This is a genomic window from Rhodococcus sp. 05-2256-B1 (assembly GCF_002258465.1).
Lineage (GTDB): Bacteria > Actinomycetota > Actinomycetes > Mycobacteriales > Mycobacteriaceae > Rhodococcoides > Rhodococcoides fascians.
Map to the genome: position 1 here is coordinate 14,837 of NZ_NOZA01000009.1, position 25,326 is coordinate 40,162.

23 protein-coding genes are annotated in these 25,326 nt (G+C 66.2%); 5 read left to right on the top strand and 18 right to left on the bottom strand.

The features are described from left to right. Positions 1-10: 10 nt before the first annotated feature. Both CH285_RS00935 and CH285_RS00940 read right to left on the bottom strand, forming a co-directional pair. Positions 11-658 (bottom strand): response regulator, encoded by a 648-nt coding sequence (locus CH285_RS00935; RefSeq protein WP_032365604.1) that lies wholly within the window; start codon positions 656-658, stop codon positions 11-13. Continuing rightward, positions 655-1,932 carry a PspC domain-containing protein gene (locus CH285_RS00940; RefSeq protein WP_255032218.1) on the bottom strand — a complete coding sequence of 426 codons (1,278 nt, stop codon included), beginning with the start codon at positions 1,930-1,932 and terminating at the stop codon, positions 655-657. Before CH285_RS00940 ends, CH285_RS00935 begins: the two co-directional genes overlap by 4 nt. 248 nt (positions 1,933-2,180) lie before the next feature. Between CH285_RS00940 and CH285_RS00945 the strand changes: the two genes are divergently transcribed. Further along, positions 2,181-3,572, top strand: coding sequence for a PspC domain-containing protein (locus CH285_RS00945; protein ID WP_094642610.1), 1,392 nt, complete (start codon positions 2,181-2,183; stop codon positions 3,570-3,572). Then, positions 3,569-3,826: a hypothetical protein gene (locus CH285_RS00950; RefSeq protein WP_027496370.1), complete on the top strand. Its 258-nt coding sequence runs from the start codon at positions 3,569-3,571 to the stop codon at positions 3,824-3,826. The genes CH285_RS00945 and CH285_RS00950 overlap by 4 nt, the downstream gene beginning before the upstream one ends. 5 nt (positions 3,827-3,831) lie before the next feature. On the opposite strand, the gene guaA is transcribed toward CH285_RS00950, so the two are convergent. The 4 genes from guaA to guaB form a co-directional block, all read right to left on the bottom strand. Beyond that, on the bottom strand, positions 3,832-5,421 hold the full coding sequence (gene guaA, locus CH285_RS00955) for a glutamine-hydrolyzing GMP synthase (RefSeq protein WP_094642596.1): 1,590 nt from the start codon (positions 5,419-5,421) through the stop codon (positions 3,832-3,834). Between the two features lie 50 nt (positions 5,422-5,471). Continuing rightward, entirely contained in the window at positions 5,472-7,226 is a 1,755-nt protein-coding gene (locus CH285_RS00960) for an FAD-dependent oxidoreductase (RefSeq protein ID WP_032408015.1), read from the bottom strand. Positions 7,227-7,414: 188 nt separating this feature from the next. Continuing rightward, a complete protein-coding gene (locus CH285_RS00965) occupies positions 7,415-8,554 on the bottom strand; it encodes a GuaB3 family IMP dehydrogenase-related protein (protein ID WP_094642597.1) in 1,140 nt (379 codons plus the stop codon). 55 nt (positions 8,555-8,609) lie between these two features. Then, positions 8,610-10,133 carry an IMP dehydrogenase gene (gene guaB, locus CH285_RS00970; RefSeq protein WP_032365609.1) on the bottom strand — a complete coding sequence of 508 codons (1,524 nt, stop codon included), beginning with the start codon at positions 10,131-10,133 and terminating at the stop codon, positions 8,610-8,612. Between the two features lie 300 nt (positions 10,134-10,433). On the opposite strand from guaB, the gene CH285_RS00980 reads away from it, so the two are divergent. Then, positions 10,434-10,838, top strand: a complete 405-nt coding sequence (locus CH285_RS00980) for a DUF5319 domain-containing protein (RefSeq protein ID WP_027496364.1) — start codon at positions 10,434-10,436, stop codon at positions 10,836-10,838. Positions 10,839-10,927: 89 nt separating this feature from the next. On the opposite strand, the gene CH285_RS00985 is transcribed toward CH285_RS00980, so the two are convergent. The 3 genes from CH285_RS00985 to CH285_RS00995 all read right to left on the bottom strand — a co-directional run bounded on the left by CH285_RS00985 (position 10,928) and on the right by CH285_RS00995 (position 13,493). After that, positions 10,928-11,944, bottom strand: coding sequence for an anti-sigma-D factor RsdA (locus CH285_RS00985; RefSeq protein WP_052055057.1), 1,017 nt, complete (start codon positions 11,942-11,944; stop codon positions 10,928-10,930). Further along, positions 11,937-12,515 (bottom strand): sigma-70 family RNA polymerase sigma factor, encoded by a 579-nt coding sequence (locus CH285_RS00990; protein ID WP_027496363.1) that lies wholly within the window; start codon positions 12,513-12,515, stop codon positions 11,937-11,939. The genes CH285_RS00985 and CH285_RS00990 overlap by 8 nt, the downstream gene beginning before the upstream one ends. Before the next feature lie 135 nt (positions 12,516-12,650). Continuing rightward, positions 12,651-13,493, bottom strand: coding sequence for a hypothetical protein (locus CH285_RS00995; RefSeq protein WP_141214989.1), 843 nt, complete (start codon positions 13,491-13,493; stop codon positions 12,651-12,653). Between the two features lie 687 nt (positions 13,494-14,180). Here CH285_RS00995 and CH285_RS01005 point away from each other — a divergent pair. Next, positions 14,181-14,474: a WhiB family transcriptional regulator gene (locus CH285_RS01005; protein ID WP_027496361.1), complete on the top strand. Its 294-nt coding sequence runs from the start codon at positions 14,181-14,183 to the stop codon at positions 14,472-14,474. Between the two features lie 79 nt (positions 14,475-14,553). Here CH285_RS01005 and groL read toward each other — a convergent pair whose 3' ends face one another. Further along, positions 14,554-16,167, bottom strand: coding sequence for a chaperonin GroEL (gene groL / locus CH285_RS01010; protein WP_027496360.1), 1,614 nt, complete (start codon positions 16,165-16,167; stop codon positions 14,554-14,556). 98 nt (positions 16,168-16,265) lie between these two features. Further along, the gene (gene groES, locus CH285_RS01015; protein ID WP_008718149.1) at positions 16,266-16,565 is read right to left on the bottom strand and encodes a co-chaperone GroES; all 300 of its coding nucleotides are present in this window, start codon (positions 16,563-16,565) and stop codon (positions 16,266-16,268) included. A gap of 521 nt (positions 16,566-17,086) precedes the next feature. Between groES and CH285_RS01020 the strand changes: the two genes are divergently transcribed. Continuing rightward, positions 17,087-18,772: an Hsp70 family protein gene (locus tag CH285_RS01020; RefSeq protein WP_080732015.1), complete on the top strand. Its 1,686-nt coding sequence runs from the start codon at positions 17,087-17,089 to the stop codon at positions 18,770-18,772. Here CH285_RS01020 and tsaD read toward each other — a convergent pair. The 7 genes from tsaD to CH285_RS01055 all read right to left on the bottom strand — a co-directional run bounded on the left by tsaD (position 18,757) and on the right by CH285_RS01055 (position 25,324). Continuing rightward, complete coding sequence (gene tsaD, locus CH285_RS01025) at positions 18,757-19,794, bottom strand: tRNA (adenosine(37)-N6)-threonylcarbamoyltransferase complex transferase subunit TsaD (RefSeq protein WP_057474249.1); 1,038 nt, start codon at positions 19,792-19,794, stop codon at positions 18,757-18,759. The two genes, CH285_RS01020 and tsaD, sit on opposite strands and share 16 nt — an antisense overlap. After that, entirely contained in the window at positions 19,791-20,279 is a 489-nt protein-coding gene (gene rimI, locus CH285_RS01030; RefSeq protein WP_027496358.1) for a ribosomal protein S18-alanine N-acetyltransferase, read from the bottom strand. The genes tsaD and rimI overlap by 4 nt, the downstream gene beginning before the upstream one ends. Beyond that, positions 20,276-20,950, bottom strand: a complete 675-nt coding sequence (tsaB, locus tag CH285_RS01035) for a tRNA (adenosine(37)-N6)-threonylcarbamoyltransferase complex dimerization subunit type 1 TsaB (protein ID WP_032371131.1) — start codon at positions 20,948-20,950, stop codon at positions 20,276-20,278. Before tsaB ends, rimI begins: the two co-directional genes overlap by 4 nt. Positions 20,951-21,074: 124 nt before the next feature. After that, positions 21,075-21,602: a tRNA (adenosine(37)-N6)-threonylcarbamoyltransferase complex ATPase subunit type 1 TsaE gene (gene tsaE, locus CH285_RS01040; RefSeq protein WP_032371041.1), complete on the bottom strand. Its 528-nt coding sequence runs from the start codon at positions 21,600-21,602 to the stop codon at positions 21,075-21,077. Continuing rightward, positions 21,595-22,608, bottom strand: a complete 1,014-nt coding sequence (locus CH285_RS01045) for an alpha/beta fold hydrolase (protein WP_027496355.1) — start codon at positions 22,606-22,608, stop codon at positions 21,595-21,597. The genes tsaE and CH285_RS01045 overlap by 8 nt, the downstream gene beginning before the upstream one ends. Before the next feature lie 3 nt (positions 22,609-22,611). Beyond that, positions 22,612-23,814, bottom strand: a complete 1,203-nt coding sequence (gene alr, locus CH285_RS01050; RefSeq protein ID WP_094716600.1) for an alanine racemase — start codon at positions 23,812-23,814, stop codon at positions 22,612-22,614. Between the two features lie 76 nt (positions 23,815-23,890). Then, positions 23,891-25,324 (bottom strand): NAD(P)H-hydrate dehydratase, encoded by a 1,434-nt coding sequence (locus CH285_RS01055; RefSeq protein ID WP_094642600.1) that lies wholly within the window; start codon positions 25,322-25,324, stop codon positions 23,891-23,893. Positions 25,325-25,326: the final 2 nt, after the last annotated feature.

The following is a 25,326-nucleotide window of genomic DNA, read 5'->3' on the forward strand; positions in this document are numbered from 1 at the left end:
CGCAGACGGCCTAATCGATTCGACGCTTGTGCGCCCACCGCGTCAGTGCATTCCTGTTCGATTGCTGGGTCTTCCGAAGAACATTGGACGCGTGCGTTTCGACGGTTTTGACCGAGATGAACAGATCCTCGGCGATCTCCCGATACGTGTAGCCGCGCGCCAGCAACCTCAGCACTTCGAGTTCACGGGGCGTCAACGAATCCAATTCCGGATCCAACGGCGGCTCGGGCGCTGCGCTGCGGCCGGTGAACGAGTCGAGGACGAAGCCGGCAAGACGCGGGCTGAACACCGCGTCTCCCCCGGCTACGCGTCGGACGGAATCGGCCAGTTCCGAGCCGGAGATGGTCTTGGTGACATACCCCCTCGCGCCGGCCCGGATGACGGCGATGACGTCCTCCGCTGCGTCGGACACGCTGAGCGCCAAGCACACCGGGCCCTCGGCGATTCGGTTGAGCACGGCCACGCCACCACCGTCGGGCATGTGCACGTCCAGCAGCACCACGTCGGGCTTGGTGGAATCGATCCCCGACACCGCCTCGGCGACTCCGCCTGCTTCCCCGACGACGTCGATGTCCACCTCACGGCCCAGTTCGGCGCGTACTCCCGAGCGAAACACCGCGTGGTCGTCGACCAGAAAAACGCGGAAAGGGTCGGTCACGTCGGCTGCTCCTGATGGTTGGATTCGGATTCGGTGGTCACTGCCCCGCCGTTGCGTGGCATGAAGATTCGTACTTCGGTTCCCTTACCGACTGTGGACCGCACCTGTACGGAACCGCCGCGGCGTTCGATTCGTCCACGGATGGACTTGGCCAGTCCCTGTCGGTCCTCGGGCACCGCAGACTCGTCGAAACCCGTACCGCGGTCGCGGACGAACACACTGACCTGCTCGGGTTCGGTTTCGGCGAACAGATCGATGTTGGTCTCACCGGAATGCTTGGCCGCGTTGACCAGAGCTTCACGAGTGGCCCCCAGCAGCGCGGTGAAGCTCTCGCGCGACAGCCCCGATTCGACGTCGTCCGGCAACAGATGCACGTCCCCGACCGTGATGGGACGGACCGTCACGCCGTGTTGATCCTCGACCTCGCCGGAGATGGTCTTGAGCGCATCGGCCAAGCTCGAATTGTCTGTGTCGCCGCCGTCGAACAACCACTTGCGCAGTTCTCGCTCCTGCCCACGCGCCAGCCGCATGACCTCCTGCGGCCGATCCGCCTGCTTCTGAATGAGCGCCAGCGTCTGCAGCACCGAATCGTGCAGATGCGACGCAATCTCTTCACGCTCGTCGTTTCGGATACGCGCCGATCGCTCGGCCCCGAGCGCACGCCAGGTCCGCAACCAGATCGGCACCGTCAACAGACCGACTCCGACGAGGGTGACCACCACCGCCAACAGGGACGACCGAAGCGACGCGAGATCGACGCGGGCCAACACCACCACGGCCAGGCCCAGGACGATCAACGTCGCGCCGCCGACGACACGAGCCCAGCTGAGCACGGTCGGTTGCTTGGGCAGCCCCAGCGCCGTCCGCGGCCCCTCGGCATCGAATTCTCGCCACACCAGGGCAGCACCGACGACGACCACGACGACCGGCACGACAACCGATGCCGCAGTACCACTGAGCAACCAGGCCAGACCGACGGCGAGTCCGAGGCCGATGGCGGCCAGTCCCAATGCCCGTTGCCGCTCGGTAGCGCTCGGACGTGCCGTGTCGTCACCGACCGGGGTGAACATCCAGATCAGGCCGTACGCAACGATCCCTGCACCGGCGGACGCCGCGAGCAACGCGAACGCCACCCGGATCTTGAACACGTCGACACCCAGATGATCGGCGAGTCCACCTGCGACGCCGCCGACGATACGACCGCCGCCGCGGCGTCGATACGGTGCGGGGGCCGAACGTTCCAACGCTGCACGAGAAGCCGAACCCGACGCCAGGACAGGGTGCGGCGGGAGTGGGCGGGTCGACGGCGCAGCACCGGGCGCGGCGGACGCGCCGACGGCGGCGTCAACGGCTGGATTGTCGACAGGGTGCACGCCCACGATCCTGGCACGGCCGGGGGCAGTACCGCATCAGGGTTCGCCCTGATCTTTCGCCCTTGCAACAGACCCGGGTGCAAGTCCGGGGTACGAGATCAGGGGAATCCCTGATGTGTTCCGAGGTTCGAGCCGACACGATGGTTGTCATGAACAACGTGACCGTCTCGGATCAGCTACAGCAGATGTGGCGCACCCGTCCGCACCGCTTGCCGCAACGCGGACACGTGGCGGGTGTAGCAGCCGGTATCGGCTACCGATACGACGTCGACCCCGTACTGATCCGGGTCGCATTCGTCGTGTCCACCCTCTTCGGCGGCACCGGAATCGTGCTGTACCTGGCGGCGTGGCTGGTCCTCAGCCGCGCCGGCGACTCCGCCTCGGGGGTCGAATCCATGGTGGGCCGCGGGCACAGTTCCGATTCGACGACGAAGACCGTCGTCGTGGCGGTCGCGTTGGTGATCGCACTGTCGACACTCGGTCCGGCCGGTGTGGGACTCGGCGGATCCGGCGTGATCTCTCTCGCGGCGATGCTCGGCGGACTGTGGTTGCTTCACCAGCGCTGCCCCGAGCCGCCGCCGTACCTGCGAACAGCGGAATTCACCCGGCAGCAGTACGCACCGACCCCGTTCGGCTCGACCACCACCTCCGCGGAGCAGTGGTCCGCCGCGCAATACCGGCCGCCGCAGTTCCAGTACGAGCAGTACACCCCGTACACGACGCTGCCCAAGAGCTACGAGCCGACACCGCAGACAACACAGCCGGTATCGGAATCCGGTACTGCACCGACCGTCGACCTCACCAAGAGCACACGTGCCGAAAGTATTTCTGCCACTGCCGTTCCGACCACACCTCAGGCCGTGACACCTCCGTCGTGGGACCCGTTGGGAGTGGCACCGTTTGCGTGGGACCTCCCCGAACCGGCCGGCACCTTCCCACCGGCAGCGATCGAACGTAAGCGTCGATCGCGTTGGACGGCAAGCTTTCTCGGCCTTGCATTGCTCGGCGCTGCCGTCACCACCGGGCTCGGAGCACTGACAGGTTCCGACTGGATCACTCCGGGCCGCGTCGGTGCCGTCGCGTTGTCGATCATCGCAGTGGGTCTGATCCTGGGCGCATTTCTCCGAAAGGGCTACGGCCTGTTGGTCGTCGGCGCGCCGCTGGCCGGGTTCGTCGTCCTGGCATCGGTTGTCGGGCCGGTGAATCTGGACGACAGCGTGTCGGGCGCGCAACGGGTTGCCCCCATCACCGCCGCCGCACTTGCCCCCGCCTATGACGTCGGCTTCGGTGAACTGGACCTCGACCTCACCGGCCTGACGCTCACCGAGAACAAGACTGTGGCGATCGATGTGACGTTCGGCAGTGCCGTGGTGACCGTACCGAGCACGATGAGCATCGAGACGAAATGCAACGCCGAATTCGGTTCGGCCGAGTGCGGTGATCCCGGCGTCCGCGCCGGAAAGGACGCACGACCCGACGCGCCGGTCTTGACGATCGAAGGCGATGCGACATTCGGAGAACTGAAAGTGGTGCAGCAATGAGCGACAACGGAATTCACACCGAATACGGCCACGGAGACAGTTCTTCGGACACCGCGGCACAGAGTTCGAGCAGGCAGGGCCCGTCGGCTCCGTTGTTCCTCGCCGGACTCGCCGCGCTGATCGTGGCGATCGCCGCGCTGATCGGCCAGGACGCCGTCACCGCCCTGGCCGAGGTTCAGTTCCGCTGGGTGTTCGTCATCGCTGCCGTCGTGGTGGGTGCGGCCTTACTGCTGGGTCCCAGCAGAAAGCACTGAACCCGCTACTCCCACTCGATGGTGCCCGGCGGCTTGCTCGTGACGTCGAGTACGACTCGGTTGACCTCCGGAACCTCGTTGGTCACCCGAGTCGAAATCGTTTCCAGCACGTCGTACGGCAACCGGGTCCAGTCTGCAGTCATCGCATCCTCGCTCGACACCGGACGCAACACGATGGGGTGGCCGTAGGTCCGACCGTCTCCCTGCACGCCGACGCTGCGCACGTCGGCCAACAGCACCACCGGGCACTGCCAGATCTGCTGATCCAGGCCTGCGACCGTAAGCTCTTCTCGGACAATCGAATCCGCGTGACGCAACGTGGCCAGTCGGTCCGCGGTGATCTCGCCGACGATGCGAATGGCCAGTCCCGGTCCCGGGAACGGCTGTCTGCCGACGATGTCCTCGGGCAGGCCCAGCTCGCGTCCGACGGCGCGCACCTCGTCCTTGAACAGCGCACGCAACGGCTCGACCAACGCGAACTGCAGATCGTCGGGCAGTCCGCCGACGTTGTGATGGCTCTTGATGTTCGCGGTACCCGAACCGCCGCCGGACTCCACGACGTCCGGGTACAGGGTGCCCTGCACCAGGAACTCGACGGAATCACCGTGCTCGGCGTTCTCGCCCAGCACCTCGGCAACGGCACCCTCGAAACTGCGAATGAACTCGCGGCCGATGATCTTGCGCTTCTCCTCGGGGTCCGACACCCCTTCGAGCGCGCCGAGGAAGGTGTCCACCGCGTCGACGGTGACGAGCTTGGCACCGGTCGCGGCTACGAAGTCCTGCTGCACCTGCTCGCGTTCGCCTGCGCGCAGCAAGCCGTGGTCGACGAAGACACAGGTGAGCCGATCACCGATCGCACGCTGCACCAGAGCCGCGGCCACCGCGGAATCGACACCACCGGACAGGCCGCAGATCGCCTTACCCGTCGGACCGACCTGCTCCTGGACGGCGTCGACCAGCGCGTCGGCAATGTTGGCGGCAGTCCAGTCCGGCTTGATTCCGGCGGTCTCGTGCAGGAATCGGCTCAGGACCCGTTGTCCGTGTGGTGAGTGGAGTACCTCGGGGTGGTACTGCACACCCGCCATCCGCTTCTCTTCGTTCTCGAAGGCAGCAACCGGAGCCCCGGCACTGGTCGCGGTGACGGTGAAGCCGTCGGGAGCAGCGGTGACCGCGTCACCGTGACTCATCCAGACCGGCTGAGTGGAAGGCAGACCGTCGTGCAGGCGGCCGCCGTCGACGCTGAGCTGAGTACGCCCGTACTCACGTGTTCCGGTGTGCTCGACGGTTCCGCCGAGCGCCTGCGCCATGGCCTGGAACCCGTAGCAGATACCGAAGACCGGGACGCCCAGTTCGAGCAGGGCGGAGTCGAGTTCGGGTGCACCCTCGGCGTAGACGCTGGACGGCCCTCCGGACAGCACCAGAGCAACGGGATCCTTGGCGGCGATCTCCTCGGCGGTCGCGGTGTGCGAGATGACCTCGGAGTACACGCTTGCCTCGCGCACCCGGCGGGCGATCAGCTGTGCGTACTGGGCTCCGAAATCGACGACCAGAACCGGCCGTGCGTGTGCGGGATCGTGTGCAGAGGAGTCGGTCACCTGGTCAGTCTAGTGGGACGGCTTCGGTGCACTCGCAGCACCCGAATCGCTCACGCGACACCCGAATGTTCGACGGGCATGGCCGCCGAACCGGACCTGATCTGCACGATCGGCAGCCGCAGGCCGCCGGGTGCGTCGACGGGCACGACGGGCGAGTTCGGAGCGATCGGATCGAGGCGCTGGTAGGGCTGGCCCTGCGCCGGACGCAGGTCCGACTCGCCCTTGTTCGGCCACAGAGCCGCCGACCGCTCGGCCTGCGCGCTGATGGTCAGCGACGGGTTGACTCCGAGGTTGGCCGAGACTGCCGCACCGTCGACCACGCTGAGAGTCGGGTAGCCGTGGACGCGGTGGTACGGGTCGATGACGCCGTGCTGCGAGTCCTCGGCGATAGCGCACCCACCGAGGAAGTGTGCGGTGAGCGGGATATTGAACAGCTCGCCCCACGTCCCTCCCGCGACGCCGCCGATCTTCTTCGCGATGCGCCGAGTGGCGTCGTTGCCCTCGGGAATCCACGTCGGGTTGGGCTGACCGTGTCCCTGACGGCTCGAGATCTTGCGGCCGAAGGGGCCCCGCTTGGTGAACGTGGTGATCGAGTTGTCGAGGTTCTGCATCACCAGTGCGATGATGGTCCGCTCGCTCCAGTGCCGGACGTTGACGACGCGGACGAACTGGATCGGATGCGCGATCAGCGCGAAGACGAACTTGAGCCAACGCGGAATCTTTCCTCCGCCGTCGGTCATCAAGGTCTGCAGCATGCCCATCGCGTTGGAGCCCTTGCCGTAGCGGCACGGTTCGATGTGGGTGTTGGGGCTGGGGTGGAACGAGGACGTGATGGCGACGCCGCGGGTGAGATCCATGTTCGGATCGACCGCCAACTTCGCGGCTCCGACGATCGACTCCGAGTTGGTGCGGGTCAGCTCACCGAGAGTGTCCGACAACCGCGGCAACGTGCCCGTGTCCTTCATCTTGTGCAGGAGGTTCTGCGTGCCCCATGTGCCGGCTGCCAGCACGACATTGGCAGCGCTGTACGTCTTGCGACCCTTGCGCAGACGCGCTCCGGTGCGCTCGGTGTCGACGTCCCAGGTGCCGTCGGACCGAGGATTCAGGCCGGTGACCGTGGTCATCGGCACGATCTCGGCTCCGGCACGTTCGGCCAGCCCGAGGTAGTTCTTCAGCAGAGTGTTCTTGGCACCGTGGCGGCACCCGGTCATGCACTCGCCGCATTCGATGCATCCCGTGCGCTCGGGGCCGGCACCACCGAAGTACGGGTCCGGGACGGTCTTACCTGGTTCGTCTCCGAAGAACACGCCCACCGGTGTCTGAATGAACGTGTCGGCAACGCCCATGTCCTCGGCCACCGACTTCATCACCTCGTCGGCGGGGGTCATGTGCGGGTTGCGCACGACACCCAACATGCGGGTGGCCTGGTCGTAGAACGGAGAGAGCTCACTGCTCCAGTCGGTGATGTGCGCCCACTGCTTGTCCTCGAAGAACGGTGCCTGCGGCTTGTACAGCGTGTTCGCGTAGTTCAGCGATCCGCCGCCGACCCCTGCACCGGCGAGGATCAGGCAGTCGCGCAGCAGATGCACCCGCTGGATGCCGTAGAGACCCAGCTTGGGTGCCCACAGGAAGCGCTTGAGATCCCAGCTGTTCTTGGCGAAGTCCTTGTCCTCGAATCTCTGCCCGGCTTCCAGGATTCCGACGCGGTATCCCTTCTCCACCAGCCGAAGCGCGGTGACGCTTCCACCGAAGCCCGAACCGACGATGAGAACGTCGTAATCCGTTGCGCGTCCAGCTGAACCCATGGTGACCTCCGCTACGTCCGTTACCTGTCGAACAGTATGCACATCGCTGTGTGACTACCGCCACAATCGATTCTAGCTGTTACGGAAGGTATCACCAACCGAGGGTCGGCTTACCGGGACATGCCCGACGAACGACACAGGGCGCGCACCCGGAGATCGAGTGCGCGCCCTGTCGTATGGGGGTTCTGTCAGGCCCGAACGTTCAGGCCGACCTTCTGGAATTCCTTCAGATCGGAGTAGCCCGACTTCGCCATCGAGCGACGCAAACCGCCGACGAGGTTGATCGAGCCGTACGACTCACGCGACGGTCCGTGCAGCACCTGATCGAGGCTCGGACGCTCCCCCGCGGACATCGGCAGCAACGCGCCACGCGGCATCGACGGATGCGCCGCGGCGGACGGCCAGTACCAGCCGCCACCGGGAGCCTCGGCGGCCACGGCCAACGGCGCACCGAGCACTGCAGCATCCGCGCCGCAGGCGATGGCTTTCGCCAGTGCGCCGGACGTGGTGATGTCACCGTCGGCGATGACGTGCACGTAGCGTCCACCGGTTTCGTCCAGGTAGTCCCGACGTGCGGCTGCCGCGTCGGCGATCGCAGTGGCCATCGGAACACCGATGCCGAGCACCTCACCGGTGGTCGTGCCACCTTCGACGGAGCCGTAGCCCACGATGACGCCGGCCGCACCCGTGCGCATCAGGTGCAACGCGGTCCGGTGATCGCTGACGCCACCGGCGATGACAGGAACGTCGAGTTCGGCGATGAACGTCTTGAGGTTGAGCGGCTCGTCGTCGCCGTGCGCAACGTGCTCGGCGGAGATGATCGTGCCCTGAATGACCAGCAGATCGAGACCCGACGCGATCAGCGCAGGCGTCAGAGCACGGGCGTTCTGCGGGCTCACTCGTACAGCGACGGTGACGCCTGCATCACGCACCTGGCCCACTGCGGCGGCCAGCAGATCGGGCTGCAACGGCGCAGCGTGCAGTTCCTGCAGGAATGCGATCGGTGCGTCGGGATCGAGATCGGTCTCGGCGATGTGGATCAACTGATCGAGCTTGGCCTCCACGTCGGCGTGCCGCGCCCACAGCCCTTCGCCGTTGATCACCCCGAGCCCGCCTTGCTTACCGAGCTCGATGGCGAACGCAGGCGAGACCAACGCGTCGGTCGGATGGGCGAGCACCGGAATGTCGAACCGATAAGCGTCGAGCTGCCAGGCAGTCGACACCTCCTTGGACGACCGGGTCCGCCGAGACGGCACGATATCGACGTCGTCCAGCTGGTAGGTGCGACGGGCTTCTCTGCCCATGCCGATTTCAACGAGGTCGCGCACGCGCGCACCTTTCTACTTCGAGAGCGAATCGTTCGGCCACCAGGGGCCGACGCGACTATCGGGTGGTGTAGTTCGGGGCCTCAGCGGTCATCGTGATGTCGTGCGGGTGGCTCTCCTTGAGACCGGCCGCGGTGATCTGCACGAACTGAGCCTGCTGCAGGTGCTCGATGGACGTCGACCCGGTGTACCCCATGGCAGCGCGCAACCCACCGGTGAGCTGATGGATGACCTGGTTCAACGGACCCCGGTACGGGACGCGTCCCTCGATCCCCTCGGGAACCAGCTTGTCCTCGGCCAGCACGTCGTCCTGGAAGTAGCGGTCCTTCGAGAACGACTTCGCTCCCCCGCGTCCCTGCATCGCACCGAGCGAGCCCATTCCGCGGTAGCTCTTGAACTGCTTGCCACCGACCAGGATCAGCTCACCCGGAGACTCGGCGGTGCCGGCCAGCAACGATCCGAGCATCGCGGTCGACGCGCCTGCGGCGAGTGCTTTGGCGATGTCACCGGAGAACTGCATACCGCCGTCGGCGATGACCGGCACACCGTGCGGCTTGCACGCGGCCACGGCTTCGAGGATGGCGGTGATCTGCGGAGCGCCGACGCCGGCGACCACGCGGGTGGTGCAGATCGATCCGGGTCCGACGCCCACCTTCACCGCATCGGCACCGGCCTCGACGAGGGCGAGTGCGCCCGCGCGGGTGGCGACGTTTCCGCCGACGACCTGAACGCGCTCGCCCACCTCTGCCTTGAGCTTGCTGACCATCTCGAGCACCTGAGAATTGTGGCCGTGCGCGGTGTCGACGATGATGACGTCGACGCCGGCATCGGTCAGTGCCATCGACCTGGCCCAGGCATCCTGCCCGACGCCCACTGCTGCTCCGACCAGCAGTCGACCGTCGCGGTCCTTGGTGGCGTCGGGGTGCTGCTCGGTCTTGACGAAGTCCTTCACCGTGATCAGGCCGGTGAGTGCGCCTTTGCCGTCGACGATCGGTAGCTTCTCGATCTTGTGGCGACGCAGCAGGCCGAGGGCCGCTTCGGCGGTGACACCCTCCTGCGCGGTGATCAACGGTGCCTTCGTCATGACGTCGGCGACGCGACGGTTCTGATCCACCTCGAACCGCATGTCGCGGTTGGTGATGATGCCGACCAGCGCACCGGTCTCGTCGGTGACCGGGAGCCCCGAGATACGGAAGCGCGCACACATCGCGTCGACCTCGGCCAGCGAATCGGTGGGCTTGCAGGTGACCGGGTCGGTGACCATCCCGGCCTCCGAGCGCTTGACAGTCTCGACCTGAGACGCCTGATCGTGCAACGAGAGATTGCGGTGCAGCACACCCATACCGCCTGCACGTGCCATCGCAATGGCCATCCGCGCCTCGGTGACGGTATCCATCGCAGAACTGACCAGCGGGACTCGCAGCCTGATCTCGCGGGTGATCTGACTGGACGTGTCCACGGCGCTGGGGATCAGATCCGAAGCGGCCGGCAGCAGCAGGACGTCGTCGAACGTGAGGCCGAGCATCGCGACCTTGTTGGGATCGTCGCCGCCTGTGCGGACGTGGGCTCCGGGACTACTCATACGAATCTGGCCCTCCCTAGAGCCTGGTTGCATCGTGGGCGCGGCATGCGGCCGGTGAGAGCTCGCAGGCGCACCGCGGTGCGGTGTTGGAGAACGGATGGAGTTTCGGCACTTGCACTCATCTGTTCAGCGCCGGGAACCATGGTATCGGCCTGCGGCACAATCAGTGCGCACGCCTCCCGCTGCGGACGCTCGGAGGCACCGAATCGAAGACCCGACGGGGTCCGGCGGTACGGATCGTCCGGCATGTCGCACTCGAACGGCTGGCGCAGACCCACCAGTTCTGCGTACCGTGGAGGCGTGCGCGATCAACTGCCTCCCGGTCTACCCCCGGATCCGTTCGCCGGAGACCCCGCCGACCCGTCGGCCGCCCTCGATGCAATCGAGCCCGGCCAGCCTCTCGATCCCCAAGAACGGCTGGCCGTAGAAGAAGACTTGGCGGACCTCGCTGTCTACGAGGCGCTCCTCGGCCACCGCGGTATCCGTGGACTCGTCGTGTGCTGCGAGGACTGCCAGCAGGACCACTACCACGACTGGGACATGCTGCGTGCGAATCTGCTTCAGCTACTCGTCGACGGCACCGTGCGCCCGCACGAGCCGGCCTACGACCCGGTGCCCGACGCGTACGTCACGTGGGATTACTGCCGTGGTTTCGCCGATGCATCCATGAACGACGCTCTGCACGGAGACGGTTTCGAGAGCTGAGACCCCAGACAAACGAAGAAGCCCGACACGATCATCGTGTCGGGCTTCTTCGTTGTTCACGGTCTGCGTCGTCGAACAGGGCCTGTCGCTCAGCTTCCGCCGGACGGAACCGACATGCGGTCGCCGTTCTCGGACGAACTGCCATTGGCGGTGGCCGTCGGCTGATTCGGGTTGTCGAGCACCGTCGGTGTGACGTCGGTGGTCGTCGGACTCGGACTCGTGGTGACGGGAGGGCTGACCGGTGTCGTCGTTTCCGGATTCGGCGTGCTCGGAACCGCGGTGGATTCCGGTGCAACCGTCTCCACCGGAGCCGTCGGAACCAGAGTTGCTTGGCTGGGCACCGACAACGGGGCTGCCGGGGCCGCACCCATCGGAGGTACCACGGGCGGCGCCGTCATGGCCTGCAACTCCTGCAGCAAACGGGCCAGCCACTGGTCGAGTTCGGCTCGCTGAGCATCGTCGATGACCGCGGAACTGCGGTTCGATGCGCCGTCGAGGAGAGCGCGGGCAGCGTCGGCATCGCCGGACGACAGAAGGTTCTCCGCCTCCTGCAGCTTCGATGTCGTATCTATCTGCGCGACAGTCGAATCGGCCTGCTCGGAGAACACGACCGACTTGACGCTCCACAGCGGATCCTCGGGCGTCGAGTTGTACGAGATGACCACCAGACCGCCCAACACGACCGCGATCGCGGCGGCGGCACCGGCGAGGGGACGCAACAGACGCATCCGGCCCCCGCGGTTCGCGGCGCTGGATCGCGCCATGTCGGCTGCCACCTTCTCGCGCTCGACGGCCGCAACAACGGTGTCGAGAGAAGGACCGGCCGGCATGGACGGTGTGATCACGTCCGCTCGCCAATTGGCGAGCAGGAGCGCGAGTTGGTAATCGTCCGCATCATCGGTTGCGATCGGTCCGTCACCACTGATCGCGTCGATGAAGGCATCGTCACGACGAACGGCAACGAGGTCCACGGGACCACCGTCTGCGCCGATGTCGGCATAGGGATCGTTCTGCTTCGGTCCAGTGGGTGTCACGTGCTCTCCGATACGCGAGATTCCGCGACGCGGGGTCTCACCGGGGCCACCGTGACCATTGTCCCTAGCCATACATTTCACCTGCTCTCACAACTTCGTTCTTCAGTTTTGCGATAGCTCGGTGCTGAGCCACGCGGATAGCGCCTGCAGTGCTGCCGACCGCAGCTGCCGTCTCCTCGGCCGACAATCCGACGATGAGTCGGAGCACCAGAATCTCGCGGTGCTTGGCGGGCAGGGTGTCCAGTAGTGCAGTCATCTGACGACTCGACTCGGATTCCAGAGCTCGCTGCTCCGGACCGTGTTCTGTCGACACGACATCTGGTACTTCGGCGGCCGGGTCCGATTTGTTACGCGAGGCACTGCGATGAGCATCTGCGACCTTGTGCGCCGCGATGCCGTACACGAATGCCATGAACGGACGACCTTGATCCTGGTAACGCGGCAAGGCGGTCATGACTGCCAAACAGACCTCCTGCGCCACGTCGTCGGCCGAAAGCTGACCACGCTCAGCCGAACCGACTCGAGCCCGGCAATACCGGACGACGAGTGGTCGGATGAATTCCAAGACCCGGGACAGAGCCAGTCGATCGCCTTGCGCTGCGGCAACGACGAAAGAGTCCAACTCCTCACCCGCACTGTTCATCGTCGACAAATTTCCCCGCGTTACAGGTACGCACCCGCCTGGGAGCGCTTCCACGTGGTGGTGGAACGAACCAAGGATAGCGATACCGACGGCCCACAATCGAACCGCTCGGTCCGTGTGCGGCTACGGTCCAGGTCAACCGACCGCGGATCCACCCACTCGTTCGAGTGCGGCTCCCAGGTCGCGCGCCGGAACCATGTTCGGATCCGCTCCCCCGGTTCCTTCGCACAGCATCGTCGCGGCCCAGCGCAGGGGCAGTAAACCGTGCATCGCCGCAGCGCAGGCCACGTCGACGGCTCCTGCACGTGCGCGCTCGGTCGCACCGGCGCAGCTCAGGGCAGCGGCCATCACCAGATCGGTTTTGATGCGATGCCGTAACGAATCGGTGTCGTCGGCAAGTGCGCGAGCAGACTCGGCGTGTCGGAGCGCTCCCGAGCCGTCCCCACGCATCATTGCCAGCTCGGCTGCCACCCAGTGCGCGCGCAGCGCCGGACGCCACAGATCCGACCCGCCACGCACCGAGAGCAGCTCTGCGTTGCGCGCCAGGAACGCATCCGCGAACCCGAATCGGCCGGTCCCCAGTGCATCCGCCGCCAATCCGACCAGCGCATCACTGCGCGCCTCCACCGCGTCCGTCGTTCGCGCCTCGCCGGTGAGCCCGATCAGGAACACCGCCCTCCCGTCGAACCCGCGGGCGAGCCGGTGCCGACCGACCTGGCGTAGCCATGACGCCCTGGTCGACTCGTACAGGGACTCGAGCGCCTGCGACGTCGGCCGGAACCGCCGGAGCTCGACCCGGGCGGCGTTGTACCGACCCTGGCCGGCCAGTGCGACGCCGCGGCACCAACTCTGCCGCGCATCGGTGGCCGCCGGAAGGTCGGTTCGACCGGGGTCTGCTCCGAACGCCGCCTTTTTCAGCTCGAGCCCGATGCAGTCGGACTCTCCGGTGACGGGCGAGGACTTCGAAACCAAGTGCACGACGTCAGGGTATGGCCACAGCCGGACCGCAGGCACGCGAGTGGGCCGACCGAGAACGACGGACACACAACGCACGAATGCGAATGTCGCGCCGGACGGGCTGTCGCATTCACGACGACCTTTCGGGACGCCGCTGCAGTTTTCACAGAATTAACAATGTGAATAGGTGTTGTTTCGGAAACAGTTATCTGAACGCTGTGTGGCGAATGGGTTAAACGGCGGGTCGTTTATCGGAGCCGGACAAGAATGCGTCGGGCACATTCGACACCGCCGATCGGAATCGTTCGGCAACAACGACCGACTCCTCGCTCGATCCGCTCGGCCGCTCGTGCAGCGAGGCCGAACCCGGCCCGCCACTGCTCGACGCTCTGCGACAACACCTTCGAGCTGCGGGTCTTCGAGAAACGCGCGGTGGAATTCGGAGCGACACCGGCTCGCGCCGACACGTCACCGTCGATCCTGCGCCGCGTCGTGCCATGAGCATCGTCTCCCGACTCGGCCGATTTCTCAACCGGAAGCGCACACATGCGAGCGGTTCGAAGTAAATATCGAGCGTGTTAATTCTTCGCCCTCCCGCTATGCATTTGCCCACGATCGAGCTCTATTGACTCGATTTCGTCGACCCACATAACGTTGTCGCTGTTCGGATCACGAATCCGTCGAAGCCACACCACCCTAGGAGTTTCCATGCCGCAGCCGAATCACCTCCCTGGGCCGAACGCCGATATTTGGGATTGGCAGATGCACGGCCTGTGCCGTGGCGTCGACTCGTCCATGTTCTTCCACCCCGACGGCGAGCGGGGTCGGGCGCGAGCACAGCGAGAGATGCGCGCCAAAGAGATGTGCCGCAGCTGTCCGGTACTCGCTCAGTGCCGCACCCACGCACTCAACGTCAGCGAGCCGTACGGCATCTGGGGAGGGATGTCCGAGACGGAGCGCGAATTGCACGCCCGGCACAACCGCCGTCGCATCGCGGTCTGAGCACACGACATTCACAGCTGCACACACGACGAAGCCCCCAACCCGTTCGGGTTGGGGGCTTCGTCGTACTACCCGAAAATCAGTGAGCGTGTCCGTGGCCGGTTGCGGCCTCGGACTCCTCTTCGGGCTTCTCGACGATGGAGCTCTCCGTCGTCAGGATCATGCGCGCGACGGATGCGGCGTTGACCACGGCAGATCGGGTCACCTTCACCGGATCCACCACACCGTCGGCCAGCAGGTCGCCGTACGTCAGGGTCGCAGCGTTGAAACCGTGGCCCTTCGGCAACTCGGCCACCTTGCTGACGACGACGGAACCGTCGATGCCGGCGTTGGTGGCGATCCAGAACAGCGGTGCGTTCAGTGCAGTGCGCACCACTGCGACGCCGGTGGCTTCGTCACCGGTGAGGCCGAGATCGTCGGCCAGCGACAACGCGGCCTGAGTCAGAGCGGAGCCACCGCCGGGAACGATGCCTTCTTCCACTGCAGCCTTGGCCGCTGCAACTGCATCGTCGACGCGGAACTTGCGTTCCTTGAGCTCGGTCTCGGTTGCGGCACCGACCTTGATGACGGCGATGCCGCCGGAGAGCTTCGCGAGCCGCTCTTCGAGCTTTTCACGATCCCACTCGGAGTCGGTGTTCTCGATCTCGCGACGAAGCTGGCCGACGCGGGCATCGATGTCGTCCTGCGAGCCAGCACCGTCGACGATGGTCGTCTCGTCCTTGGTGACGACGACGCGACGCGCCCGGCCGAGCAGCTCGAGGCCGGCTTCCTTCAGGCTCAGGCCGACATCTGCAGTGATGACCTGGCCTGCGGTGACGACTGCGAGGTCGTCGAGGAACGCCTTGCGACGGTCGCCGAAGAACGGAGCCTTGACGGCAACGGCCTTGATCGTCTTGCGGATGGAGTTCACGACCAGAGTCGACAGAACCTCACCCTCGGTGTCCTCGGCGATGATCAGCAACGGCTTGCCGCTCTCGGCAACCTTCTCCAACAGCGGAAGGAAGTCGGGAAGCGAGGTGATCTTCTCGCGGTACAGCAGGACGTAGGCGTCCTCGAGCACAGCTTCCTGCGTGTCGACGTCGGTGACGAAGTACGGCGAGAGGTAGCCCTTGTCGAACTGGACGCCCTCGGTGACCGACAGCTCGGTGAGCAGCGTCGAGGACTCCTCGACGGTGACGACGCCGTCTGCACCGACGCGAGTGAGCGCCTCACCGACGAGTTCGCCGATCTCGGGATCCCGCGAGGACACGGTGGCAACCTGAGCGATGGCCTGCTTGCCCTCGACCGGGGTGGCGGCGGCGAGCAGTGCCTCGGCAACCTTGTCGGCTGCCTTGGAGATGCCGGTGCCCAGCGCGATGGGGTTGGCTCCGGCGGCGATGTTCTTCAGTCCGCCGCGGACGAGAGCCTGTGCGAGAACAGTCGCCGTGGTGGTGCCGTCGCCTGCGACGTCGTTCGTCTTGGTGGCGACGCTCTTGACCAACTGGGCGCCGAGGTTCTCGAACGGATCTTCCAGGTCGATTTCACGAGCGATCGACACACCGTCGTTGGTGACCGTGGGGCCACCGAAGGCCTTGGAGAGGACGACGTGGCGACCACGCGGTCCGAGAGTGACCTTGACTGCGTCGGCGAGCTTGTCGACGCCGCGCTCGAGAGAGCGGCGCGCTTCCTCGTTGAATTGGATTTGCTTTGCCATGTTTCGGTGTTACTCCTTCGAGTAAAGAAACTCGATCGAACGCACTCCGCCCCGGGACCGACACTGAAATCGGATTCCGGGGCGGGATGCGTTGTGGCCTACTTGGCGATGACTGCCAGCACGTCGCGTGCCGACAGAATCAGGTACTCCTCGCCGGCGTACTTGATCTCGGTGCCGCCGTACTTGCTGTAGATGACGGTGTCACCTTCTTTGACGTCGACCGGGATTCGGTTGCCCTTCTCGGTGACACGGCCTTCGCCAACGGCGACGACGGTGCCCTCCTGGGGCTTCTCCTTGGCTGTGTCGGGGATGACCAGACCGGAGGCGGTCGTCGTCTCGGCCTCGTTGGCCTGGACGAGGATCTTGTCCTCGAGCGGCTTGATTTTCACGCTCGCCACGTTGAGCCCTCCAAAGTTATGGGGTACGCGTCCGGGGTCGGATCCCCGGACAGCTGTGTGTAAGTACTTCTCGTGCGGTCCTGACAAACTCGGCACGAAACTCGGTCCCGTCGTCGCGGGTGCCGGGACTTCGCTCGGTGCCAACTAGCACTCTATACACGAGAGTGCCAGCACTCAAGGGCTGGGTTCGCCAGGCGTGCGTTCGGGCGACCGACTCGGCCGGATCGCACTTCCACCCGACCCGCACCGGTCGCCTCGGCACGCGACACGGGGATTTCCACACTTTTTTCTCGACGCCACGACACTGCCGAAGGCGCAGGTGAGGCCGCACCCGAGCCTACGAAGTAACCGACCGAGCAGATTATTACGGTCGCGCAACGGGATCGGTAACGTTACGATAACGGAGCTGTCCGAACGATAACGATCGACAGCCGTGCTACGACTCGACAGACGAGAGGCACTGCACGACATCGGCGGAACCGAACGGTTCCCGCACACGGACAACGGGGCGGAGGTACACCATGCGGGTAGGAGTCGGTGTATCCACCGGATCCGAGGGCGTGTGCGCAGCCCTGGTCACCGTCGAATCCGACGGCAGCCACGCAGTCGAGTACCGCACCGTCTCGGCGGATCGCCAGGCGAAGATCGATGTCGGTGATCTCGTGACGTCCGCGGTCGAGCTGATGGCGTCCCTCGTTCCCGGCGACCGGCAGCCCGATTCCATCGCAGTCACCTTCCGAACCGAAGAACATGCGGCGCGCATCCGCGCTGCACTCGCACACACCACGCGAGACGTTCGGCTCGTTCCGGAAGCCGCCGCCGCGTCGGCACATCTGGCCACCACCGGTCTGGTCGACGGGTACGACACCATCGCCCTGGTGGACCTGGGAGCCAGTGGACTGTCGGTGACCGTGGCCCGCCGGACCGACGGTGTCGTTCTGTCCTACGGCCGATCCGAGGCCATCGGCGGCGTGGTTCTCGACGCACTGGTCAAGGACCTCGTTCAGAACATGACGCTCGACAATCTGCGAGACGACATTCGCGACGACCGCGGAATCGGATCGGCGCGGTACCGGGCGATCAAAGAACTGCTCTCACACGAGAACGAAGCACGCATCGAGCGATACAGCGGTGTACCGCTGACCGTGAGCCGCGCTGCATTCGAGACCGCTGCGTCGCCCCTCTTCGACGAGGCAGCGCAGTTCGTGCGCAGCGTGTTCGACGAAAGCACCCATGAACCCGAGGCCATCGTGCTGATCGGCGGCGGTGCCCACATCCCGCTGCTGGCCACGTCTCTGACCGACACGTTCCATGCACGCATCGTTCGCCTCCCCGAGCCGGATGCCGTGCTCGCCGTGGGCGCGGCCGTCGTCGCCGCATCGGTGACCGACAACGATTACCCCCTGGTCTCGGCCGCACGCCGGACTGCGGGCCGGATGGGTCGCTACTCGGGTGCGATCGCGGCGGCCGTCGTCGCAGGCGGGCTGGTCCTCGCCTACGGGCTGCAGACGATGACCCCGGCAGACGACCCCAGCGTGTCCCCTGCCGGTAGCGCCACCGAACCCGTCGCAGCCGGGGACGCAGGACGACCCGCAGCCGAGGGCTACTCGCCGAGCGATACGCCGACTTCGACCCGTTACACGGCTGACCCGATCGGCCCCGCGGCGACCACAGCCGATTCCTCGCGTCCGACGTCCCGACTCCCCGCGTCCTCGGCACCGACCACCACGCCGACGCTGCGACCGGCTCCCGACCTCCCGCGGATCGACTGGCCCATGGATCCGGCACCGGAGTCGTCGTCGCCCGACGCGGGCACCAGCGTCACCGTCGAGCCGTCGACGCCGGTCTCGCCCGAGCCCACGACGACGCCCGCGCCGACCACCAGCTCGCCCGTCGAGCCGACCCCGGCCCCGGGTGAGACTTCCGAACCCACCACGCCGTCCGGCCCGATCGAGCTCAGCCCAGGACCGACACCTCGGCCCTCGGCAGGGTCGGTTCCGGAAAGCTCGGAAGTCCCGACCGGATCGATCACCGTTCCCACGACGGTCGTCCGTGGCTCGGATCCCACTCCGGAATTGACCGCTCCGCCGACGGTCTGGTCACCACCACCTGCTGTATCCGGTCAGAGCGTCGAACCCCGGACGTCACCGGACACGGCAGCGCCGCGAACCTCCGAGCCCCCTCAGGACGCTCAGCCGGGAACCTGACTGGTCGCGACCGACAGGCCGGGGTCCGTCACCGCTGTCAGAGCCGACGGTGCCGCGCCCCCGGCAACCAGGTGAGCACCGAGGGCGGCAATCATGACACCGTTGTCGGTACACAGCCGCGGCTTCGGAATTCTCAGCGTCAAACCGTTGTCGGCGCACCGTGATTCGATCAACGAGCGGATCCGCGAGTTGGCCGTTGCACCTCCACCGAGAACGACGGTATCGACGTTCACGTCTGTCGCCGCCCGAACCGCCTTCATCGTCAACACATCCGCAACGGACTCCTGGAACGACGCCGCGATGTCGGCGACCGGAATCGGATCTCCGGCCCGCTGACGGGCCTCGACGAAGCGGGCGACGGCCGTCTTGACCCCCGAGAACGAGAAGTCGTAGCGAGCGTCCCGTGGGCCGGTCATTCCGCGGGGAAAAGCAATTGCAGTCGGATCGCCTTCGCGCGCCGCATCGTCGAGCGCCGGACCGCCCGGGTAGCCCAGACCGAGCAGGCGGGCCACCTTGTCGAACGCCTCACCGGCCGCGTCGTCGACAGTGGTACCCAGCTCCGCGATGGGCCTGGACAGATCGTCGACGTGCAACAGATGAGTATGTCCACCGGAGACCAGAAGTGCCACGCACGACGGCATAGGACCGTGCTCGAGGGTGTCGACCGCGACGTGGCCGCCCAGATGATTGACGGCGTAGAAGGGGACGTCCCACGCCGCTGCGTAGGCCTTGGCAGCGGCAACTCCGACCAGCAAGGCACCGGCCAGTCCTGGTCCGATGGTCACTGCGACCGCGTCGGGACGATCGATGTCGGCGGCGGCGAGAGCGCGGCGCATCGTCGGAACCATGGCCTCGAGGTGGGCCCTCGACGCCACCTCGGGCACCACTCCGCCGTACCGGGCGTGCTCGTCGACACTGGATGCCACCTCGTCGGCCAGCAACTCGCACACACCCGAGTCGCGCCAGCGGACGATGCCGACTCCTGTTTCGTCGCAGGAGCTTTCGATACCCATGACGATCATCGGGCAGCCTCCGTCTTCTCCGGCCGACGCATGGTGAACGCATCGGCTCCGCTGGGCTGGTAGTACTTCGCCCTGGTACCCACGATCTCGAAGCCCTCACGTCGGTACAACTCGATGGCCGGGTCGTTGTCGGTGCGCACCTCGAGAAACACCGGCCCACCGTGATCGTCGGCGACGCGCAGCAATTCGCTCAACAGTCGTCCGCCGATCCCCCGGCGATGGTGCGCGGGATCGACACCGATGGTGTGCACCTCGGCCTCACCGGCGACGAATGCGCCGCGGCTCGGTTGCCCCAGCAGAGAGATTCCCGCGTAACCGACGATCTCGCCGGCCTCCTTCGCCGTGACGTAATGATTGTGCGGCGCAGCCAGTTCCGCCACGAACGCGTCTGCCGACCACGGGTCGTCACCCTCGAAGAGCACCGTCTCGAGATACGCGCATCGTGCGCAGTCGTGCACCGTCATCGGTTCGATCGTCACCGTCATCGCGCGGCCTTCTCCGCAGCCCGTTCGGCGAGTGTCTTCGCGTCCGGCCGCCGCAGATAGAGCGGAACGAGCGGTCCCGGTACAGTCCCGCTGCCGATGTCGGTGGCAGCCACCCGGACCAGACCTGCCGGGGACGGGGCCTGCACGTCACGCACCGGCAACCCGAACAGTGCGGCATGCGGCGCGGAACCGGCGACAGCGTCGACGCCTCCGTGCTCCAGTTCGGCCGGAGCGATCACGTCGGGGCCCGCTACCCGAACCCCGGCTTCGTAACGTGCCCAATAGATTTCGCGACGACGTGCGTCCGTGACCACCAACAGCGATCCGGATTCGTCGACGTCAGCCGCGATCGCGTCGAGACTGCAGACACCGTGGACCGGCAGTCCGAGCGCATCACCGAATGCGGCCGCGGTCGCCATCCCCACCCGCAGGCCGGTGTACGGACCGGGGCCCACTCCCACGACGACGGCCGCCAGATCGGTAGCCACGATGCCGGCCTCGGCCAGGCACTCGAGGATGTGGGGAGTCAGAACCTCGGCGTGCGATCGCGCGTCGACCTTGATGCGGGTGGCGACGGTGGTGACATCGGCCCCGTCGGCAGCGGAGTCGGACAACCGCACCACACCTGCGGTGACGGCAGGGGTCGAGGTGTCCACGGCAAGTACGAGCACGAGGATCAAGGCTACCCGCCCGGTGGCCGCACCCAGCACTCCCGTAGCCGCGGCACCACGAACCCGGGATACCCGCATCGCACGCTTCGTCGAGTGCCGTTACGGGCGCGCCGGGCTTCGGTGCTCACTCGGGTGGGCGGCCGAGCGCATCGCCATTCACCCGTCGAGCACTCACCCTTCGGACGTCCGATTCCGGATCGCGTGACAAGCACACGGAGACATGCTGATCCGTCAGGGTCTCCACCACGCCCTCGCCCCACTCGACGACGACGACGGCGTGCTCGAGATCGGTATCGAGGTCCAACGCGTCCAGCTCGTCGAACGCGGACTGTCCCGTCATACCCAGACGGTAGGCGTCGACGTGCACGAGAGCGACAGGCGGTAAACCGTTGGGGCGCAAGCCTGGTCGATGCTCGCGGGCGATGACGAACGTCGGTGAGGTGACGCGACCGTGCACCCCGAGACCCGCCGCGATCCCCTTGGTCATCGCGGTCTTCCCCGCACCGAGCGGACCGTCGAGTACGACGAGATCGCCGGCGACCAGAATGTCCGCGAGCCGAGCACCGAACTCGGCAGTGTCCGTCGCCGTCGCCAGTTCGGCCTCGACGGGCAGGTCGAGCCGCGAGTTCGGTGGACTCTCGGAATCAGACAACGCCCCACCGCTTCTTCTTGGGCTCCGATGCTCGCGCCACCAGGCGAAGGATCGCACCGTTGACCTGTTCGGGGAACTCCAACTGCACCAGGTGCCCACCTTGACGCACCCGCACCATCTCCGATTTCGGCAGGGCGTCGGTGAGTGCTTCCGAACTCGCGAAGGGAATGATCCAGTCTTCGTCGCCGCACACCACCGACACCGGAATGTTCTCGAATTCCGCCAGAGCCGCCGACTCGTCGTGCAGTTCGAGCGTCTCGAGAAAATTCACGATAGTGACAACGGAGGTGTCGTCGATCATCGACTGCGAGAATGCCACCAGCCGAGGAGACACCCGCGTTCCGTACGAGGCCGCGCGCAGCACCGGTGAAATGATGGCGCGCACCGCTCCTCGCCCGAATTGCACCAGGCCGGGTGACGTGCGTACAGCCAGTCGAAAAGCATCGACTGCCGGATTCTGCAGGCTGCGGCCGACTCCCGTCTGTGCGAGGCCGGCAGCCGTAGTGGAGATCAGCACGGCACCGATCACTCGCTGCCGGACGACGGACGACCGCTGTCGCGCCATGGAGAGAATCGACATGCCGCCCATCGAGTGCCCGACCAGAACGATGCGTCCCTTGGGCACGACCGAACGGATGACCGCGTCGAGGTCGAGGCCGAGCTGACCGATGGTGCAACTGCTTGCACTGGGCACCCCGGAGCGGCCGTGACCGCGCTGGTCGTAGAACACCATGCGCACGCTCGAACCCCACTGCTGTTCGAGCGCACGTCGTTGGAAATGCCACGACGACATGCGCAGGCAGTATCCGTGCACGAACACGACGGTCAGTTGTGCATCCGCCGGCCCCACCTCACGGACCGCCAGCGGAACACCGTCGTCCGCCGTGACGATACTGCCTCGATCGGCGTCCATCAGGTCGAGATTCTCGGTCGCCAGCGGATCCTTGTTGGATCGAAACGCCGTCTCCCGCACCACTATCGCAAGACTCTCCAGCAATCCCAGCATGGCCTACTTCGTCGCCTCCCCTGAGCGCGTGCCGACGAAACGACGTCGAACACGTCCACGAACGCCGGTGACGACCTCGTAGCCGATGGTGTCGAGCGCATCCGCCCAATCCTGAGCGTGCGGCTCTCCGCTGTCCCCCGGCCCGAACAGTATCGCCTCGTCGCCGATGGCGACACCCGAGCTGTCGCCGCCGAGATCGACGACGAATTGGTCCATGCACACGCGCCCCACCGACGGGTAGCGACGACCGTCGATGGTCACCTCGAAACGACCGCTGAGTCGGCGTACGACCCCGTCGGCATAACCCAGCGCCACCAGTGCGACCACGGTGTCGGTCGGAGCTGTCCAGGTGTATCCGTACGACACCGATTCACCTCGGTTCACCTTCTTGATGTGGGCCACCTGCGCGGACAATGTCATGACCGGACGCAAGCCGAAATCTCCCATATCGGGCACCGGCGACAGGCCGTACAGCGCAATACCCGGACGCACCATGTCGAAACCGAGGTCCGGCCTGGTCAGCGTTGCCGCCGAGTTGGACAGATGCACGACGGCCGGCGAGATACCGCGCCGGCCGGCGCGGGCAACAGCGTCGCGGAGCCGCTCTGCCTGGGCGTCGTTGGCCGGGTGATTCGGTTCGTCGGCACAGGCGAGATGCGAGAACATCCCTGTCAATCGCACGGACCCCTCGGCGACAGCCGACGCGGTGGCATCCAGGACGACATCGAGGTCCGCCCGCGCAACGCCGTTGCGATTGAGGCCGGTATCGATCTTGAGCGAGAGGTCGGCGGTGAGACCGGTCCGCCTGGCTGCGGCGATCACCGAGTTCAGCTGGCCGGCCGTGGAGACCCCGACTCCGATGTTCTCGGCGATCGCAGCACCGAAGTCCGAATCGGCCCGGTGCAGCCACGCCAGCACCGGCACGGTGATTCCGGCTGCGCGCAGTTCGAGGGCCTCGCCGATGGTCGTGACCCCGAATTCGTGCACGCCCGCCGCGACGGCAGCGTGTGCCACGGGGCCTGCCCCATGGTTGTAGGCGTCGGATTTCAGGACGGCCATGACGGCGGCGTCGCCTGCGACTTCCTGCAGAACCCGGACATTGTGGGCCACGGCATCGAGATCGACGGTTGCCAGAGCACCCGAATCCGTCCGCGGATCGGTCTCCACGTCGCCGTTACCGATAGTCACAACATTCGATAGTGCCATCCCTGCCGCACACACCACGGATCAGGTGGCACAACTCATGACACACCGTTAGGTCGGCCGGCGAGCCCAGTGCAGCTCAGACAGCGACCGAGCGGACCGTCCGGATGGCTTCTCGCAGGCTGTTCGACAACGGTGTCGCCGAGATCGGGGCGGCGAATTCGCCATCGGCTCCGTGCGCGGCATGGGCTGCGGCCAGTGCGTGCACTTTGGCCCCGCACGCGGCCGCCGTCGACGGTGCCATTCCGGTTGCGAGCAGGGCACCGAGGACGCCGGACAGCACGTCCCCGGATCCGGCGGTGGACGCGGCGGATCCGCCCGCGTCACTGACGAACGCGGTGCCGTCCGAGTCGGCGACGACCGTCGCGCGGCCCTTGAGCAGCACGGTGACGCCCCACCGAGCGGCGAGGCCTCGTACGGCCGCGACGCGGTCGGGACCGGGTTCCGATCCGGTCAGGCGGGCGAACTCCCCGGCGTGCGGGGTCAACAGCGTCGGTGCAGTGCGATCGACGACCCACTGCTCGTTGTCCGCGAGGATCGTCAATGCATCGGCGTCGACGACCACCGGCAGATTCGATTCGAGAACTCGACGCACGATGTCCGCCGAGGATTCGTCCGTGCCGAAGCCGGGGCCGACGACCCACGACTGCACCCTCCCCGCTGCATCCAGATCCGGTGCGACGACGACCTCCGGGTGGTGCGAGACCACTTCTGCGTCGGCACTTCCCACGTACCGAACCATCCCGGACGTGGCGGCGACGGCTGCGCCGACACACAGCAACGCAGCCCCGGGATACGTGGCGCTGCCGGCCAACACGCCGACGACTCCCTGCGAGTACTTGTCGTCCGACGCGGTGGGAATCGGCCAGATTCGGCCTACATCGGCCGGCTCGAAGGACTCGATCTCGGGCGTCGGCAGGGTCAGCCCGATGTCGACCACGTCGATTCGGCCGCAACGAGGTACGGCCAACACGTGCACCGGTTTGCGAGCGCCGAACGTGACGGTGACGTCGGCGGTCACCGCCGGTCCCGACACCTCACCGGTTTCTGCATCGACGCCACTGGGAATGTCCACGGAGACAACGGGCGCGGTGATCCGGTCGACCATCCCGGCAGCGTGGGGACGCAGCGGACCCTTCCCGGATATCCCGACGATGGCGTCGATGACGAGGTCCGGATCGTCCGGCTCCGTGACGACCCGTCCCCCCGAGGCTCGCAGGGCCGCAAGACCTTCGGTGTGCACACGGTCCGGATCGAGCAGCAGCGCGGACACCGCGACGCCGCGCCTGCGCAGGAACGCACCTGCCCACAGGCCGTCTCCGCCGTTGTCTCCCGATCCGACCAGTATCAGTACTCGTCGCCCCGCGACGCCGCCGGTTCGCGAGAAGAGCTCGCGCGCCACCACCGAGGCCAAACCGTACGCAGCGCGGCGCATCAACGTGCCGTCGGGCAACGATCGCAGCAGCGGAGCCTCGGCGTTCCTGATCTGCTCGGGTGTGTAGTAGCCGCGCATGC